This is a genomic window from Nostoc sp., assembly GCF_036919595.1.
Classification (GTDB): domain Bacteria; phylum Cyanobacteriota; class Cyanobacteriia; order Cyanobacteriales; family Nostocaceae; genus Nostoc.
Genome location: NZ_JBALCO010000121.1, coordinates 16,706 through 33,205, shown reverse-complemented (window position 1 = coordinate 33,205; position 16,500 = coordinate 16,706). Strand labels below are relative to the sequence as shown.

At 43.2% G+C, this 16,500-nt stretch carries 11 protein-coding genes and 1 pseudogene; 7 read left to right on the top strand and 5 right to left on the bottom strand.

Going from position 1 to position 16,500, the window contains the following annotated elements:
* Positions 1 to 150: 150 nt before the first annotated feature.
* Positions 151 to 1,056 (bottom strand): Hsp33 family molecular chaperone HslO, encoded by a 906-nt coding sequence (gene hslO, locus V7K21_RS18345; RefSeq protein ID WP_334957569.1) that lies wholly within the window; start codon positions 1,054 to 1,056, stop codon positions 151 to 153.
* A gap of 139 nt (positions 1,057 to 1,195) precedes the next feature.
* Between hslO and V7K21_RS18340 the strand changes: the two genes are divergently transcribed.
* Complete coding sequence (locus V7K21_RS18340) at positions 1,196 to 1,582, top strand: hypothetical protein (RefSeq protein WP_335176605.1); 387 nt, start codon at positions 1,196 to 1,198, stop codon at positions 1,580 to 1,582.
* Positions 1,583 to 1,917: 335 nt separating this feature from the next.
* On the opposite strand, the gene V7K21_RS18335 is transcribed toward V7K21_RS18340, so the two are convergent.
* The gene (locus V7K21_RS18335; RefSeq protein WP_335176604.1) at positions 1,918 to 3,252 is read right to left on the bottom strand and encodes an HlyD family efflux transporter periplasmic adaptor subunit; all 1,335 of its coding nucleotides are present in this window, start codon (positions 3,250 to 3,252) and stop codon (positions 1,918 to 1,920) included.
* 914 nt (positions 3,253 to 4,166) lie between these two features.
* Between V7K21_RS18335 and V7K21_RS18330 the strand changes: the two genes are divergently transcribed.
* From V7K21_RS18330 to V7K21_RS18320, 3 genes are all read left to right on the top strand, one after another.
* Positions 4,167 to 4,466 (top strand): hypothetical protein, encoded by a 300-nt coding sequence (locus V7K21_RS18330; RefSeq protein WP_335176602.1) that lies wholly within the window; start codon positions 4,167 to 4,169, stop codon positions 4,464 to 4,466.
* A 418-nt stretch (positions 4,467 to 4,884) separates the two neighbouring features.
* Positions 4,885 to 5,160, top strand: coding sequence for a hypothetical protein (locus tag V7K21_RS18325; RefSeq protein ID WP_335176600.1), 276 nt, complete (start codon positions 4,885 to 4,887; stop codon positions 5,158 to 5,160).
* A gap of 112 nt (positions 5,161 to 5,272) precedes the next feature.
* A complete protein-coding gene (locus V7K21_RS18320) occupies positions 5,273 to 7,417 on the top strand; it encodes a peptidase domain-containing ABC transporter (RefSeq protein ID WP_335176598.1) in 2,145 nt (714 codons plus the stop codon).
* Between the two features lie 7 nt (positions 7,418 to 7,424).
* On the opposite strand, the pseudogene V7K21_RS18315 reads toward V7K21_RS18320, so the two are convergent.
* The 3 genes and pseudogenes from V7K21_RS18315 to hisD all read right to left on the bottom strand — a co-directional run bounded on the left by V7K21_RS18315 (position 7,425) and on the right by hisD (position 10,364).
* Positions 7,425 to 8,012: pseudogene (locus V7K21_RS18315) on the bottom strand (Uma2 family endonuclease).
* 19 nt (positions 8,013 to 8,031) lie between these two features.
* Positions 8,032 to 8,457 carry a universal stress protein gene (locus V7K21_RS18310; RefSeq protein ID WP_335176596.1) on the bottom strand — a complete coding sequence of 142 codons (426 nt, stop codon included), beginning with the start codon at positions 8,455 to 8,457 and terminating at the stop codon, positions 8,032 to 8,034.
* A 608-nt stretch (positions 8,458 to 9,065) separates the two neighbouring features.
* Positions 9,066 to 10,364, bottom strand: coding sequence for a histidinol dehydrogenase (gene hisD, locus V7K21_RS18305; protein WP_335176594.1), 1,299 nt, complete (start codon positions 10,362 to 10,364; stop codon positions 9,066 to 9,068).
* Positions 10,365 to 11,102: 738 nt separating this feature from the next.
* Between hisD and rpsT the strand changes: the two genes are divergently transcribed.
* The 3 genes from rpsT to rpoB all read left to right on the top strand — a co-directional run bounded on the left by rpsT (position 11,103) and on the right by rpoB (position 16,415).
* On the top strand, positions 11,103 to 11,399 hold the full coding sequence (gene rpsT, locus V7K21_RS18300) for a 30S ribosomal protein S20 (protein ID WP_273762258.1): 297 nt from the start codon (positions 11,103 to 11,105) through the stop codon (positions 11,397 to 11,399).
* Positions 11,400 to 11,591: 192 nt separating this feature from the next.
* Positions 11,592 to 12,377, top strand: a complete 786-nt coding sequence (locus tag V7K21_RS18295) for a TatD family hydrolase (RefSeq protein WP_335176592.1) — start codon at positions 11,592 to 11,594, stop codon at positions 12,375 to 12,377.
* Positions 12,378 to 13,115: 738 nt separating this feature from the next.
* Positions 13,116 to 16,415, top strand: a complete 3,300-nt coding sequence (rpoB, locus tag V7K21_RS18290) for a DNA-directed RNA polymerase subunit beta (protein ID WP_334692254.1) — start codon at positions 13,116 to 13,118, stop codon at positions 16,413 to 16,415.
* Positions 16,416 to 16,500: the final 85 nt, after the last annotated feature.

Below are 16,500 nucleotides of genomic sequence, written 5' to 3'. Positions count from 1 at the left end.
TCACACCAAAATAATTGAATAGCGCTCTGTTTTAGGTCGATAATTCCATTGTTGCCATAGTAACTTTCTCGTGATTAAAAAGCTACTTTTTGATTATCTCTCTCCACAGAATACCATTAACAACCTGATAAATTAGTGCTGTTTTATACTTTATCCTGAAACAGTAGATTCAGCTTGCAAATCGGCAATTAGTTGAGCTAACTGATCGCTACTTGCCTGGTAAACGTTGCCGCAAAAGTCGCAAGTTGCTTCAGCACCATTATCTTTAATAATCATATCTTGCAGTTCAGCTTCTCCCAAAATTTTCAGTGCCCCCAAAACGCGATCAAAAGAACAACCACAGTGGAAGCGCAACATTTGTCTTTCAGGAAAGATTGCCAGCCCCATGTCTCCTAGCAGGTCGCTGAAGATTTCAGTCAAAGTCTTCCCAGCTTGCAACAATGGTGTAAATCCTGCCAGACTAGCCACCCGTGATTCCAAGGTTTTTACTAAGGCTTCGTCTCTGGCAGCTTTGGGTAACACTTGTAGCAGTAATCCTCCAGCAGCCGTTACTCCACTTGCTCCCACGAAGACACCTAAAACTAAAGCTGAAGGTGTTTGTTCGGAATTCACCAGATAATGAGCCACATCATCGCCAATTTCGCCAGAAACTAGTTCTACAGTACTAGAGTAAGGGTAACCATAACCAATATCCCGCACAACGTAGAGGTAGCCGCCACCCACCGCACCACCAACGTCTAGCTTACCTTTGGCATTAGGAGGTAATTCCACAGATGGATTCCCCACATACCCGCGTACTGTTCCATCTAAACGTGCATCTACCAAGATGCCACCCAAAGGGCCATCGCCCTTCACCCGAACATTCACCCTCGACCCAGTTCGCTTCATGCTAGAAGCCATCAACAAGCCAGCCGCCATAGTCCGACCCAGTGCTGCCGTTGCCACATAAGAAAGCTTGTGGCGTCCCCGTGCTTCTTCTGTTAAACGTGTGGTAACCACACCTACGGCACGAATCCCACCTTCGGCTGCTGTTGCACGAATTAACTGATCCGCCATGAAAAACCTTACATTTCTTAACAGTTCACTTTTTCTATTCTAAGTTCTCTGCTGGTAGAAAAGTGACACCATAATAACTAGTGATTGTATTTGCAATATTAGAAATAGCGATGTCTCACCTTTAGGTAATTCGATAAAAATGCTGGGTAATTTTCAACAAAGCCAACTGCGGATCGAAATAGAAGCATCAACAGATGCAATTCGTGACAGTCTGCTGCATCCGGTGCAACTAGAAAAATGGCTCTTAGGGCAACGCTTTGCGCCAGGAATGCCAGAAAAACTGCTTCCCGGATTCCAGTTTACTACTTGGACTGGGCCAGTCTCGATTCATCATCAAGTAGACGTTGTAAAATCCAACTGTCTCCGTTTGCTACTGAGTGGAGGCATTGACGGGTTTCACGAATGGTACTGGGGAGAAGGTTGGGTACAATCCCGCTTGGAAGGAATTTCAATCTTGCCCTTAAATTTAGGTCAAACTCTGAGTTTGTTAAGCTTGCGTCAGTTTTTGGCAACTCAAGGGCGTTGAATTGACAGGGCGTGAAGGGATTGGGCATAGGGCAATTCAATTTTGGATTAAAGAATTGATGATTTTAGATTAAATTTCAATTCTTTAATCCAAAATCGTTCGACTAAGCGTAGCCGAAGTCTAAAATCTAAAATTCTTACTCCCCAACCCCCAGTTTTCTCATTGCGTACAATCCCGCTTAAAAGTAATTTCAATTTTGCCCTTGAATTTGGGTCAAACCCTAAGTTTATTAAGCTTGTTTCAGTTTTTGGCAACTCAAAGACGTTGAATCGATTGAACGTGGGGACAAAGAGGATTCTTCCTTGTCTGTGTCTCTATACCTATTCTCAATCAGCCTACAAATCTGTCAGCAGCCTTGCTTTTCTCAAAATAAATGTCAGAACAGTCTCTTCTTTAGAAATAATGTCGGCTGTAACTTCCATACCAGGTTGAATGGCATAAGATTGATTGCCCTTAATCAGATTAAATCTATCGGGCTGAATTGTGATCTCGTAGTAAGGTGCAGCAGGAATATTACTGTTAGATTGAGGTATAATCACATCGGCAGTAATACCTCTAACAGCACCATTGAGTATGCCATAATCGGGGTACGGATAGGCAGAAAGCCGCATTTGGACTTTCCCTTGGGTACATTTTGTGACTTGTACAACTTTACATACTTTTACCTTGGTAATATCAGAAGCGGCAACACGGGCTTTGATCACCAGAGGAGCACTACTAGGGGCAATTTGAGCGATCACATCCCCAGCCTTCACAACTTGCCCAGTATTTCTTAATTCCAGTCTCAGAATAGTACCTGCCTCTGAGGTTCGAATTACAGTTTTTTGCAGTTCCGTGAAGACTCGTTTAAGTTCTTGTTGAGCGTTGCTAGTTTGGTTTTGGATTTCTATTTGACGCCTGATGATTTCTTGTCTGTCTTTGTTCAATGCCGCCAGTGTAGATTTACCCTTTGTCAATTCTTGGGCAATGCGTTCTTGAGCGATCGCCACAGTCGCATCACTGGGATTGAGTCCAATTTTGCTACGTTCCAATCTAGCAAGTGCAGCTTTAAAATCTTGTTCTTTTTCCTTAATTTCGGCAGCAGGGATCGCTCCAGTGTTAGCTAGCCCCTTGTATCGGTTCAGTTTATCCCTAGCTAATGCCACAGAGGCTTCTGCTTCGTCCACTTCTGTCTGACTTGTAATTCCCCTGTCTCGATAGTCTCGTTGGTTGCGACTCAGGTCTGCTTTTGCAGATGTGATCGCCTGTTGCATTGCATTGGACTCAGCAGTGACTTGAGTTTCTAGGGCTTTTAGTTGTCCATTGATCTGCGATCGCTGTAACTGATTTTGCTGAATATTTCCGAGTATTTCGTCTTTTCTACTTTCTAATTGGAAGTTATCGATCACTGCGATCGCATCTCCCTTTTTTACAACCTGATTTTCCTTCACCTTGATGCTTCTGATTGTTCCCTCAGCTGATGCTTGCACTACCCGTATTTCTCCCGTTGGGCGGACGGTAGCATCAGCTTTCACTATTATGTTGTATTTAAAGACACTAGCAAGGCTGAAGGCAGCACCAATACTTCCAATTAAAAATATCCCTCCTAACCTTGTCCATATGCTGATTGGCGGAAGATATTCGTCATTTTCGACTAGGCGGATAAAGTCTGGTTGGGGGTCAATAAACATGGATGCTAAAAAACATTTTGGTTGTGTAAATAATCTAGCAAAAAAATCTACTTAGCCTTAGTGTGACGACCAAGATTTAGGGATATCCAAAAAATAAAAGCTCTCTTCCGTTTCAATCACCTTTTTGGCAAAATTACCATAATTTTGGCGTTTTTCCGCTGGAGGACGAAAGCAACGGCTTTTACTTTTATTACTGATAAGTGCCTTGCTTATATATAGTTAGTATGTAAATACAAGGTTTGTATACAGTTAAGTCTAAATAATAATTAGCGCATTTTAATCAGAACACTAAATCTTTATAAATTTCCTCTGAATTTTTATCATTTCTTTATTTATTTAGTTACGATGTATATTAAGAAAGCTTTTTCCCATTAATCAATAATTAAGCAAACTGAAGCATATTTGTATTAAAAGAATTTATATTTATTAAAATTAGCTATGTATAGAATGATTCGATAATAAATATTTTTAAATAAAAATACTTATTCAAAGGTGCAAATCCCAGTTTTTTAGTTTTATATTTTTATTTAAGTATAGTTTGTATAAAATTATTATTCATCTGCTTTATTACGCCTTTGATATATATATTTTCGTAATTCGTTAAGTATTAATACGTAATAAAATTAACTTATATTCTTTATGAAAAGATTAAGTTTTTAGAGTGCTATATTATGAACATATATATGATGTTTACCTTATTTAAGTCTGCGGTTTTTTGATAGATAATTAAAAGCTTTTTTTTATTATCTATTTATGTATCAAAATATCTATGTAGTCTTTGTCTGAAGAGGTGTAATAGATATTTATTACAAAATTAGTTGCTTGACCTTTTGAGCAAGAGTCGTATAAGATACTTCTAACGACATGAAACAGTAACTAAATATACTTTTTCCGTTTATATTTGTTACTTTGAAGTGACGTTAATCCCAACAATCAAGCGAGAAGTTAAGATTATGGAAAGCATGTTGTTCACTACATTAAGCGCCAAGGAAGAAGCGAGTTTGTCTGGTGGTAATTGGAAGAAGAAGAAGCCCGTTCCTGCTAAACCCACCACCCCTGCTACCCCTGCTAAACCCACTATCCCCACCATAGGTACTCTTACTATTACACTTGCTCCGATCATTACACAAGTCGCCATTAATACTAACACTGGTGCGGTAAAGGGCGATCTCACCCAAGTAGCTGCGAACGCAATCACATTAGGCAAACCGTAGAAGGGAAAGAATAAACGTAAAGACACGATTAACCGCGTTTTTACAAAGGTAAAGTGTCTAAAAGAAACTAACCTGCTCCATCTGGGTAGTTTCCTTTTCGGCAAACCATTAGCTTTGTTGCTGATCGCAGTTATTTTAGTATCACGTTTATTCTTACCAGCTCCTTTTGTAGAACAAAGTTAACAAAGTCTATCAACAGTTGCCTAGTAGCAACTGTTGATGCGCTTTGTTAAAGATACTGCTAATCTTTAAGTAGTCAAGTAGGAAAACAAACGCTACTACTTGATGAATCTACCATATGCATGTTTAATCACTCTCGCCAAAGTAAAATTTAAAACACTTTAATGTTTAGAATTTTGCCTATCTGGCTCATTCTTAGGGCTTTTATCAATATTAGCAGCTTAGGTTAACTAGAATTATGAAAAGTATTCAAATCTTCCCAATGTTTATGTCCCTAACTAAAACTCAAGAAGCAAGCCTGTGTGGTGGTAAAACTTCGATAGTTTTTAAGCAGGTTTCTCATAATCATAATGTTATTAAAGTTAAGAAAGCAACTGGGAAACCAGGAGTAAAGAAACAAACAGTTCAATCAACATTAAATACAAAAGTTGTGAAAATTACTAATGAAGTAGAAATTCCAAAGGGAATATCATTTGACTTCCTATCCTCCCTACTAAATTTTGATTTGTTTTGATTAGTAGTGATAGTAAAACTAAACTATTGGTCAAATTTTTAACCACGCAGGGACGAAACCCTGCTATTTTTTTTGAGTTTTTTCACAATGTTATTGGGTATTAGAGTATAAAATGAAATACCAAGTTGTTACACAACATAGTGAAGAAGATTGTGGAGCTGCTTGTCTTGCTTCCATAGCCAAACATTATCGGCGTAACTTTACACTAAATCGCATCCGGGAAGCGGTAGGCACCGGGCAACTTGGAACAACATTGTTGGGATTGAGGCGGGGAGCCGAGGCACTTGGTTTCAATGCGCGTTCGGTCAGGGCATCAAAAGAAATATTAGACCGAATGAACCAAGCACCACTGCCAGCAATCATTCACTGGAAAGGCTACCACTGGGTTGTTTTGTATGGTCAGAAAGGCAAAAAATATATAATTGCTGACCCAGCTTATAACATCCGTTATGTCTCTAGAAAAGAATTAACGGAGGCCTGGTCAGATCAAGTGATGCTTTTACTAGAGCCAGATTCGGTTCGCTTTTATGCTCAACCGGATGAGAAAGTCAAGGGTCTTTGGCGCTTTATGCAGCGTGCATTGCCTTATGGAGACATAATATTCGAGGCTTTTCTCTGCTCTATAGTTATCGGTCTGCTTTCATTAACGTCTCCTTTCCTGCTTCAAATTCTAACGGATGATGTACTAGTTCGAGGTGATACCAAGCTTCTTGGTGGTGTGATTATTGCGGTTATAGTAATGAATTTGGTGTCAAGTAGTCTGCAACTAGTTCAATCTAACCTGATTGCCCATTTTGCCCAACGGATTGAGTTAGGGCTAGTTCTGGAATTTGCTAGGAAAATTCTGCGGTTACCTCTGGCTTACTATGAATCACGTCGCAGTGGCGAGATTGTTAGCAGATTGCAAGATATTGAACAAATTAATCAGCTAATTTCTCAAACAGTTATTAGTCTGCCTACCCAATTGTTTATCGGAACGATTTCTTTGGGTTTCATGGTGTTCTATAGCTGGAAACTCACCTTTGTTGCCTTCGTTATTGCGATTGTCATGAGTTCATCTACGGTTGTCTTCCTACCCACACTTCAACAAAAAATCAGAAGTATATTGGTCTTAGACGCAGAAAACCAGGGCATTCTCGTTGAAAGCTTTAAAGGCGCGCTGACACTCAAAACTACTACTGCTGCTCCTCAATTTTGGGAAGAATTTCAGAACAGATTTGGTCGGCTAGCCAACCAAACATTTAGTACAATTCAGATTGGAATTATTAACAATATCTTTTCTGGGTTAGTTTATGCTATTGGCAGCGTTAGTTTAATTGGTTTCGGCAGCATCCTAGTTATTAGTAAGGAACTCAGCATTGGTCAACTGCTGGCATTTAACGGGATGAATGGGAATTTTTTGGCATTCATCGGTGCCGTGCTTGGATTTATAGATGAATTCATGCGTGCCAAAACTGCCACCCAACGCTTAACAGAAGTTATCGATTCCACATCTGAAACTCAAAGTGATACTGACAAACCCTTTGCTAAAATTTCTAGTGATGCAAATATTATTTGCACAAATCTAAACTTTCACTACGCCGGCAGGCTAGAGCTACTGGAAGATTTTTCCCTTTTAATTCCTGGCGGTAAAGTTGTTGCCCTCATTGGTACATCCGGCTGTGGAAAAAGTTCTCTCGCTAAACTGATTGCTGGATTATATACACCCAATTCTGGCAACATTCGCATTGGGATTTATAATCAGCAAGACCTAGCCCTTGATTGTTTGCGGCAACAAGTTGTTCTCGTTCCTCAAGATGCTCATTTTTGGAGTCGCTCAATTATTGAAAACTTCCGCTTAGGTTCTCCTCACCTCACCTTTGAGCAAATTGTCGCCGCTTGCCAAATTGCTGAGGCAGACGATTTTATTAGTAAACTACCTGAAAAATATCAAACTGTATTAGGTGAATTTGGGTCAAATATTTCTGGGGGACAACGGCAAAGACTGGCTCTAGCAAGAGCCATCGTTAACGATCCACCAATCCTGATTTTAGATGAATCAACTGCTGGACTCGATCCAGTTAGTGAAGCTCAAGTTTTAGACCAACTATTGTTGCAGCGCCAAGGTAAAACCACGATATTGATTAGCCACCGTCCTAGAGTAATCAACCGTGCTGATTGGATCGTGGTACTAAATCAAGGCAAGTTACAAATTCAGGGGACTGTGGAAGATTTGCGATCGCAACCCGGTGACCATTTATATTTTCTCAACCCTTAAATTATTTTTAATCTTCGGCAGATAGCACTTGCTCTACTGTTAATTCTAACTTTAGAAAAATTTGAGATTGAATGCGATTAGTAGTAAAAAACTCTACTGGTTCGTATAATTCTTCAATCAATGTAAAGACAGTCACTTTGTTCGTTAATGGATCGACAATCCAATATTCTGGAATATTTAGAACGTTATACTCAACTCGCTTGGCTCGATAGTCTACGGTCTTTGTTGATTCGCTGACGACTTCTACCAGCAACAAAGGAGGTGATTCGTTGAGTTCAATAACTGCTTCTCAGTTTCTTAACTCCCGCCACTAAGGCAATGGAATCACAACGACATCTGAAATTCTCGATGTATCCCATCTGCCAGCACGGGGGGAACGAACACCGATAACCATTTGTTTAGAAGTCCAATCCAACTTTAGCCGGAGAATTTCTGATCGAAAGCAAACATTAATAAATTCTGTTACCGCCCCATGTTGTCCACTTCCTAGACTCATGGGAATTAGTTCTCCATTCATCAGTTCGTAGCGGGTATCAGTGCCATCATCATATTTCAGGTATTCTTCAAAGGTTAGTTTTGAGGTGGTTATAGTCATTGCTTCCCTTTGCAAATTTTTACCTTGGCTTTACCACCAACACTGAACAATTAGCCTCTTCCACAACTTGACTGCTAACAGAACCTTGGACAATTCGCTTCATCCCAATTAACCCACGACTGCCAATTATAATCAAGTCAGTTTTGTGAATATTGGCAAGACGAATAATCTCTTCGGCAGGATCACCAGTTACCAGTTCTAACTCACAAATGACTGATAACTTTTCCTGATACGATTGCAATTGTTTTTCAACATGAAAATAAGAAAATGTTGGGGACTCTGGCTGAGGACGATCAGCGGGTAGTTCCATCTCTGACTCTGGCGTGGGAAACACATGACACAGAATAACCTTGGCATCTTTTGACAACGCCAAATTATCTAAAGTCTGAATTACTCGTTCTGCAATTTCCGAACCGTCCAGAGCTACCAAAATATTGTTTAGCACCGCTCTCGTCTCCTAAAAAGTAGACCCCATACATAAGTATCTAGCAAAACTTGTTGCCAGCTACACTAAATTAATTTCTCATCTGCCTACTTAGTTTATATATTCGAGGCTGCGTCATAGGTCGGTTTAACCCACTTTGACGTTAGTGCATTGTAGCAACAAGGGGATGGTAACTCTTCTCTGAACTGTTCACTGGCTTACTATGCACGTAACTCGTTCCTTAATAAGCCACTGGATTAGGTGGGCAATGCCCAACTTGTGGACGCCCGCCAAAAGGCTTAAAGCAAGGTAACAAGTGGCGTGCGTAGACGCGTAGCGGTAAGCCAGCGCTCTTACAGGGGGTTTCCACGCCACTTGCTTCACTTGGGGTCTCCCCAAGACCGCAGTGGCTCCCCATAAGCGACTGCCGTTAGCGCAGCGTTAGCGATAGCGCAGCGTTAGCGATAGCGCAGCGTCGGAACGAGCGTCGGAACGAGCGTCGGAACGAGCGTCGGAACGAGCGTCACCCGGAGGGCTTGTCGTCAGACATTGCTGTCCAAACTTTTATTTGGAACCTATCGAGTGACTTTTGCCAACAGGATTAGGAAAAAATTAACCATTCCTAATCACTATTCTTGCTGAATTCGGCGTCGGACTGAATCAGCATGGGAAGGTAAGCCCTCTGCCGTTGCTAGCACATCAATGGCACTAGCCACATTTTGCAGCGCGGCTTGGGAGTATTGAATAATACTGGAGTGTTTCAGGAAAGTTTCAACCCCTAATGCTGAGGCATAGCGGGCAGCGCCAGAAGTTGGCAAGGTGTGGTTAGGGCCTGCCAAATAGTCTCCTACAGCTTCTGGTGTGGAGTAACCTAAAAAGATTGCCCCAGCGTGGCGAATTTGTGGTAGTAATGCCCAAGGGTCTTTAACTTCTAATTCTAGATGTTCGGGGGCAAATTCATTTGAGAGTTCTGCTGCTGCTTGGAGCGATTCCACAAGAATAATCAACCCATAATGAGCGATCGCCTTTTCTGTGTCTATTCGCCGTGGGTGATCCACTAGCTGTCTTTCCAAGGCTAATTGCACGTTTTTTGCCAAAGCAGCATCTGTGGTTAGCAAAATTGCTGCCGCCATTGGATCGTGTTCGGCTTGGGCCAGCAAGTCAGCAGCTACATGCACCGGATTTGCCGTTTCATCGGCAATTACCAGCACTTCACTAGGACCTGCCAAAGAATCAATGCCGACGATGCCGTAGACAAGTTTTTTCGCTAAGGTGACATAAATGTTACCAGGCCCAGTAATTACATTCACTTTCGGAATCGTTTCTGTGCCATAGGCTAAAGCAGCGATCGCTTGTGCGCCTCCAATACGATAAATTTCTTGTACTCCTGCTTCTTGGGCAGCTACCAAGACTGCTGGGTTAATAGCACCCCCTGAACCTGGTGGTGTTACCATCACCACGTGCGGTACAGCAGCAACATGAGCCGGAATTGCATTCATCAGCACTGTACTGGGATAGGCGGCGCGACCACCAGGCACATACAACCCGGCTCGGTCTACGGGGGTGTAGCGTTTGCCCAGCACTATTTCATCCTCGCCGAAGTGTACCCAGCTTTTGGGTACTCGCTGACGATGAAACGCTTCAATTTGGCGGTAAGCTAGCCGAATTGCATCAAGCAACTCCTTTGACACCTGCTGATAGGCTGCATCTAGTTCTGAGCCTGTAACTCGGAGTTCTTCTGCTTTGAGGGTTTGTTTGTCGAATTCGGCTGTGTAATGCAATACAGCTTTGTCGCCTTGGCGCTTCACTGCTTGCAAAACTTCCCGCACCGTTGCTTCTTTGTGAAGCACCTGTTCGTCATGGGTGCGATCGCAGATCCGTTGTAGTTCTGCTCTGACGTCTGCCTGCTGAGTAATGATTCGCAGCATGGAGTAAGGACAATGCCAAAATTATAATATTGCCACCTGAGATTTAGTATTGCTCTTGACCCACTGGGGTGTGCAAGCTGACTCTAATTCTCTTCTCTAGCTTAACCTGGATTTTTTTGATACTCTCAAGGCTGCCAGCACTTGGTTTGCTTGAAAAGGCGATTCAATTGCTCAGTCCGACAAACCTTGGCAGGCTTGCGGCAGGAAGCAGGTGTGCCATTTCCCTTTACCTTTATGCCCTTCACCTCACTCCTTGCGGGGTGCAGGTGGTGTGTTTGCACATCTAAGCCCCGGATTTACAAAGGGTAGGGTCTGAGTATAATTTTTACTTATTTTCCTAACTTTTTAGTAGTTAACATGTGTACAAACACCATATGTCGGTTCTATACTTGGAAATCCCTGGAATTTAGCTCTTTACAATTCTTTGCCTCTAACAATACATCCGCTTTATGGACAGATTATATCTATTGGCAATCACATTGCTTAACCAGGTTGTGGTGAGTTAGGGTGACTATTTAATTTTATGTACCTTATTTTAACGCATTTACTAAATTGACGACACACTGAGTTGGGGACTGGGGAGATAAGGAAGCAGGGGAAGAACTATTGATTATTGATCCATGCCCCATGATCCAATAGCATAATTTTTTTAGGAAATTATAACATTGGCAATTTGGATGCTATATTAGTAAGTCTAGTAGTATGTGTACATAAATAATAGTATTTTTGGAATTGACTGTGGCGAATACAAAGTCTGCTCTCAAGCGTGCCGAAATCGCAGAACGTAACCGACTGCGTAATAAAGCTTACAAATCAGCAGTAAAGACACTGATGAAGAAATATTTAAATGCTGTAGCTGCGTATACAGCTAATCCTACCCCAGAATTAAAACAAGAAGCACAGGATCGGTTATCGGAGGCTTACGGTAAAATCGATAAAGCAATCAAACGGGGTGTCCTTCACCCTAACAATGGGGCAAGGAAAAAGTCAAGATTGGCTCACAGACTAAAACCCCTCACACAAATAGTTGAGTAGTCATTGGTCATTTGTCCTTAGTCATTGGTCAGAAAACAAAGAGACAAGTCTGAGCGTCGGCTGACGAGGATAGCGCCGCCTGTTCTCTACCAGAGGCGGCGCCAATAAATCCGCGAGCATATGGCTTTGGCATCCAGAAGGGTATAGAACTTCTCTTACAAATGACCAAGGACAAACAACAAAGGACAAAGAATGCAACTGATAGACACGCACGTTCATCTCAACTTTGATAGTTTCCAGCCCGATTTAGCAACAGTGCGATCACGGTGGCAAGAAGCAGGTGTAGTGCGTTTAGTACATTCCTGTGTTCACCCGGAGGAGTTTTCCAGTATTCAATCCATAGCCCAAGAGTTTCCCGAAATCAGCTTTGCCGTGGGATTACATCCTTTAGATGCTGATAAATGGAATAACGAGACAGCTGAAAAAATCAAAAATTTAGCAAGTTCTGACTCGAATGTGGTAGCAATTGGAGAAATGGGGCTGGATTTTTACAAAGCTGATAACTATGAGCTGATGCTCATGGTATTTGAATCGCAGTTAGCGATCGCATCTGAACTCAACTTACCAGTGATTATCCACTGCCGTGACGCTGCGGCCCAAACCAGAGAAGTGCTACAAAAGTGGCAGAAACTTAAGGGAGAAAAAGTGCGGGGCGTTATGCATTGCTGGGGAGGAACGCCAGAAGAAACTCAATGGTTTCTAGATTTAGGCTTCTACATCAGCTTTAGCGGAACGGTAACGTTCAAAAACGCCAAAGCGATCCAATCCTCAGCTGCGATGGTGAGTAGCGATCGCCTACTGATTGAAACAGACTGCCCATTTCTCGCCCCAGTTCCCAAACGGGGCGAGAGGCGCAACGAGCCTGCCTACGTGCTTTATGTAGCCGAGCAAGTAGCTAAACTGCGTCAGGAAACAGTAGAGGCGATCGCCCATCAAACCACCCAGAATGCCTGTGAATTATTCGGTCTGTCAATATAAAGTGGGCTTTAATCTCTTTTATTCATTTGTGCTAAAAAAAATAAAACTCTAGGGGGACAAAAATATGATAATATTATTGCCTCAAAAACATTTTGCTTGCGCCATAATGATAAAGGAAGGAAGCTGAAATTTCTGATCCTAATTTTCCGTGCTGTTATCGGCTTGGCCATGCTCCATATCTCTACAAGCGGATGCTCTCCACACATGACTAACCGTGCCAACCCAGGTTGAGCTATTTTGCACAACATCAGCTTGTGTATTGAACATATTCAAAATCGTTAAACAAAATTGCCTTGTGAGTACAATTCAGCAAAATGAAGTGATTCTGATTCAAAGCCGACAAGGTACGGATCATTCCCTCAGTCTTAGGATATCTAGGATATCACTGAGAGTATAAGTAGCGAGGTGATTTAAGACACACCGTATAGAGTTGCGTCAGCAAATTAACGCGCTTTTTGGAGGGGAAATGAAGAAAGTAGATAAAACTCAGGAATATCTCAACTGTATATTCTTCTTAAATCAAGACTATAGTGAGTTTTTGGCGTCTGAGTACCCGATTAAGGTACCCCCTTGTCCAAATTGCTCATTCCAGCTTTAATCGCTGCGTTTGCCCACACCTGTAAATAGCAAGTGTGTAAGAAGAAATTCCCAAACTAGCTAAGGACACTGGCTAGCAATGGGAAGCGTCAAACAGCAGTGTCCAAGGGAAAATTTTACCAGGTTGACAAAGGAAGAGGCATGACTAAAGAAACATATATGGAACCCGCCTTTCTGTTGCCCGACTTGATTGAAATCCAGCGGTCAAGCTTTCGCTGGTTTTTGGAAGAAGGGCTGATAGAAGAACTTAACTCCTTTAGTCCTATTACAGATTATACGGGCAAACTAGAACTGCACTTTTTGGGTCATAACTATAAACTCAAGGAGCCAAAGTACAGCGTCGAAGAAGCCAAACGGCGGGACAGTACCTATGCCGTTCAAATGTATGTCCCCACACGCCTGATTAATAAAGAAACAGGGGAAATTAAAGAGCAAGAGGTATTTATTGGGGATTTGCCTTTGATGACCGATCGTGGCACGTTTATTATTAACGGAGCCGAACGGGTAATTGTCAACCAAATAGTGCGATCGCCAGGAGTATACTACAAATCAGAAATCGATAAAAACGGGCGACGCACTTATTCAGCTAGCTTAATTCCCAACCGGGGAGCATGGCTGAAATTTGAAACAGACCGTAACGATTTGGTGTGGGTACGCATCGACAAAACCCGCAAACTCTCAGCGCAGGTACTCCTCAAAGCTTTAGGGTTATCAGATAACGAAATCTTTGACGCCTTACGTCATCCAGAATATTTCCAAAAAACCATCGAAAAAGAAGGGCAATTCTCTGAAGAAGAAGCCCTGATGGAGTTATATCGCAAACTGCGTCCTGGTGAACCACCCACAGTCTTAGGTGGACAACAGCTCTTAGACTCTCGTTTCTTTGACCCAAAACGTTATGACCTTGGTCGCGTCGGACGGTACAAACTCAACAAAAAATTGCGCCTTTCTGTCCCCGACACAATGCGTGTATTGACTGCTGGGGATATCTTGGCAGCGGTGGATTACTTGATCAACCTAGAATATGATATTGGTAATATCGATGACATTGATCATTTAGGTAATCGTCGCGTCAGAAGCGTCGGGGAATTGCTGCAAAACCAAGTGCGGGTAGGCTTAAACCGCCTAGAGAGAATCATTCGCGAACGGATGACCGTATCCGATGCCGAAGTATTAACCCCCGCTTCCTTGGTGAACCCCAAACCATTGGTAGCAGCAATTAAAGAATTCTTTGGTTCCAGCCAGTTAAGTCAGTTCATGGATCAAACCAATCCTCTGGCAGAACTGACCCACAAACGCCGTCTGAGTGCCCTTGGCCCTGGTGGTTTAACCCGCGAACGGGCTGGGTTTGCCGTGCGGGATATTCATCCTAGTCACTATGGACGTATTTGCCCGATTGAGACACCAGAAGGCCCCAACGCCGGATTGATTGGCTCTTTGGCAACCCATGCACGGGTAAACCTGTACGGCTTCTTAGAAACGCCATTTAGACCTGTGGAAAACGGGCGAGTCAGATTTGATCTGCCTCCAGCCTACATGACAGCCGATGAAGAAGATGATCTGCGGGTTGCTCCAGGAGATATTCCTGTAGATGAAACTGGACACATTATTGGGCCGCAAGTGCCAGTCCGCTACCGCCAGGAATTTTCCACCACAACACCAGAGCAGGTAGACTACGTAGCGGTATCTCCCGTACAAATTGTGTCGGTAGCGACCAGCATGATTCCCTTCTTGGAGCATGATGACGCTAACCGAGCGCTGATGGGGTCGAACATGCAACGGCAAGCAGTACCTCTGCTCAAGCCAGAACGTCCTCTGGTGGGTACAGGTTTGGAAGCGCAAGGAGCAAGAGACTCCGGGATGGTGGTTGTATCGCGCACCGATGGCGATGTCACCTACGTAGATGCCACAGAAATTCGTGTGCGTCCGAAACCAGCAACCTCCGAAATTAAATACACCCTTTCCAAGTACCAACGTTCCAACCAAGACACCTGTTTAAATCAGAAACCTCTCGTCCGCATTGGTGAACGTGTTGTTGCTGGTCAGGTGCTGGCAGATGGCTCCTCCACTGAAGGCGGTGAATTGGCGTTAGGACAAAATATCGTAGTTGCCTATATGCCTTGGGAAGGCTACAACTACGAAGACGCAATATTAATTTCTGAAAGACTGGTGCAGGATGATGTCTACACCTCAATTCACATTGAAAAATATGAAATTGAAGCTAGACAGACGAAACTGGGGCCAGAAGAAATCACCAGAGAAATTCCCAACGTCGGGGAAGATGCCTTGCGTCAATTGGATGAACAGGGAATCATTCGCATTGGGGCATGGGTAGAAGCTGGAGATATCTTGGTAGGAAAAGTCACACCCAAAGGAGAATCTGACCAACCGCCAGAAGAAAAACTGTTGCGGGCCATCTTCGGTGAAAAGGCGCGGGATGTGCGGGACAATTCCCTGCGAGTCCCTAACGGTGAAAAAGGGCGGGTAGTTGACGTGCGCTTATTTACCCGTGAACAAGGCGATGAACTGCCACCGGGAGCCAATATGGTAGTCCGGGTATATGTCGCCCAAAAGCGCAAGATCCAAGTTGGTGACAAAATGGCAGGACGCCACGGTAATAAAGGGATTATTTCTCGGATATTGCCAGCGGAAGATATGCCTTATTTGCCCGATGGTTCACCAGTAGACATTGTACTTAACCCGTTGGGTGTACCCAGTCGGATGAACGTTGGACAAGTATTTGAGTGCCTCTTGGGTTGGGCTGGTCAGACCTTGGGAGTCCGATTTAAGATTACTCCCTTTGACGAAATGTACGGTGAAGAGTCATCTCGCCGAATCGTGCATGGCAAATTGCAAGAAGCACGAGACGAAACAGGCAAAGACTGGGTATATAACCCAGATGATCCGGGCAAAATCATGGTGTTTGATGGTCGTACAGGCGAACCCTTTGACCGACCAATCACTATCGGTGTAGCTTACATGCTGAAGCTGGTGCATTTGGTAGACGATAAAATTCACGCCCGTTCCACAGGTCCATACTCACTGGTGACTCAGCAACCCTTGGGTGGAAAAGCACAACAAGGTGGTCAACGATTTGGGGAAATGGAAGTGTGGGCATTGGAAGCCTTTGGTGCAGCTTACACCTTACAGGAATTGCTCACAGTTAAATCTGACGATATGCAAGGACGGAATGAAGCGTTAAATGCGATCGTTAAAGGTAAGGCAATTCCTCGACCTGGAACCCCAGAATCCTTTAAGGTGCTAATGCGCGAGTTGCAGTCATTGGGGTTAGACATTGCCGTACACAAAGTAGAAACCCAAGCAGACGGCAGTTCCCTAGATGTGGAAGTCGATTTGATGGCAGACCAATCAGCCCGTCGCACACCTCCTCGACCCACCTATGAATCTCTTTCCCGCGAATCGCTGGAAGATGATGAATAGAGAGTGAGGAGTGAGAAGTTAGGAGTTAACAATTTCTAACTCCTAACTTAAAACTAAATATACTCAAAACTCATAACTCGGAACT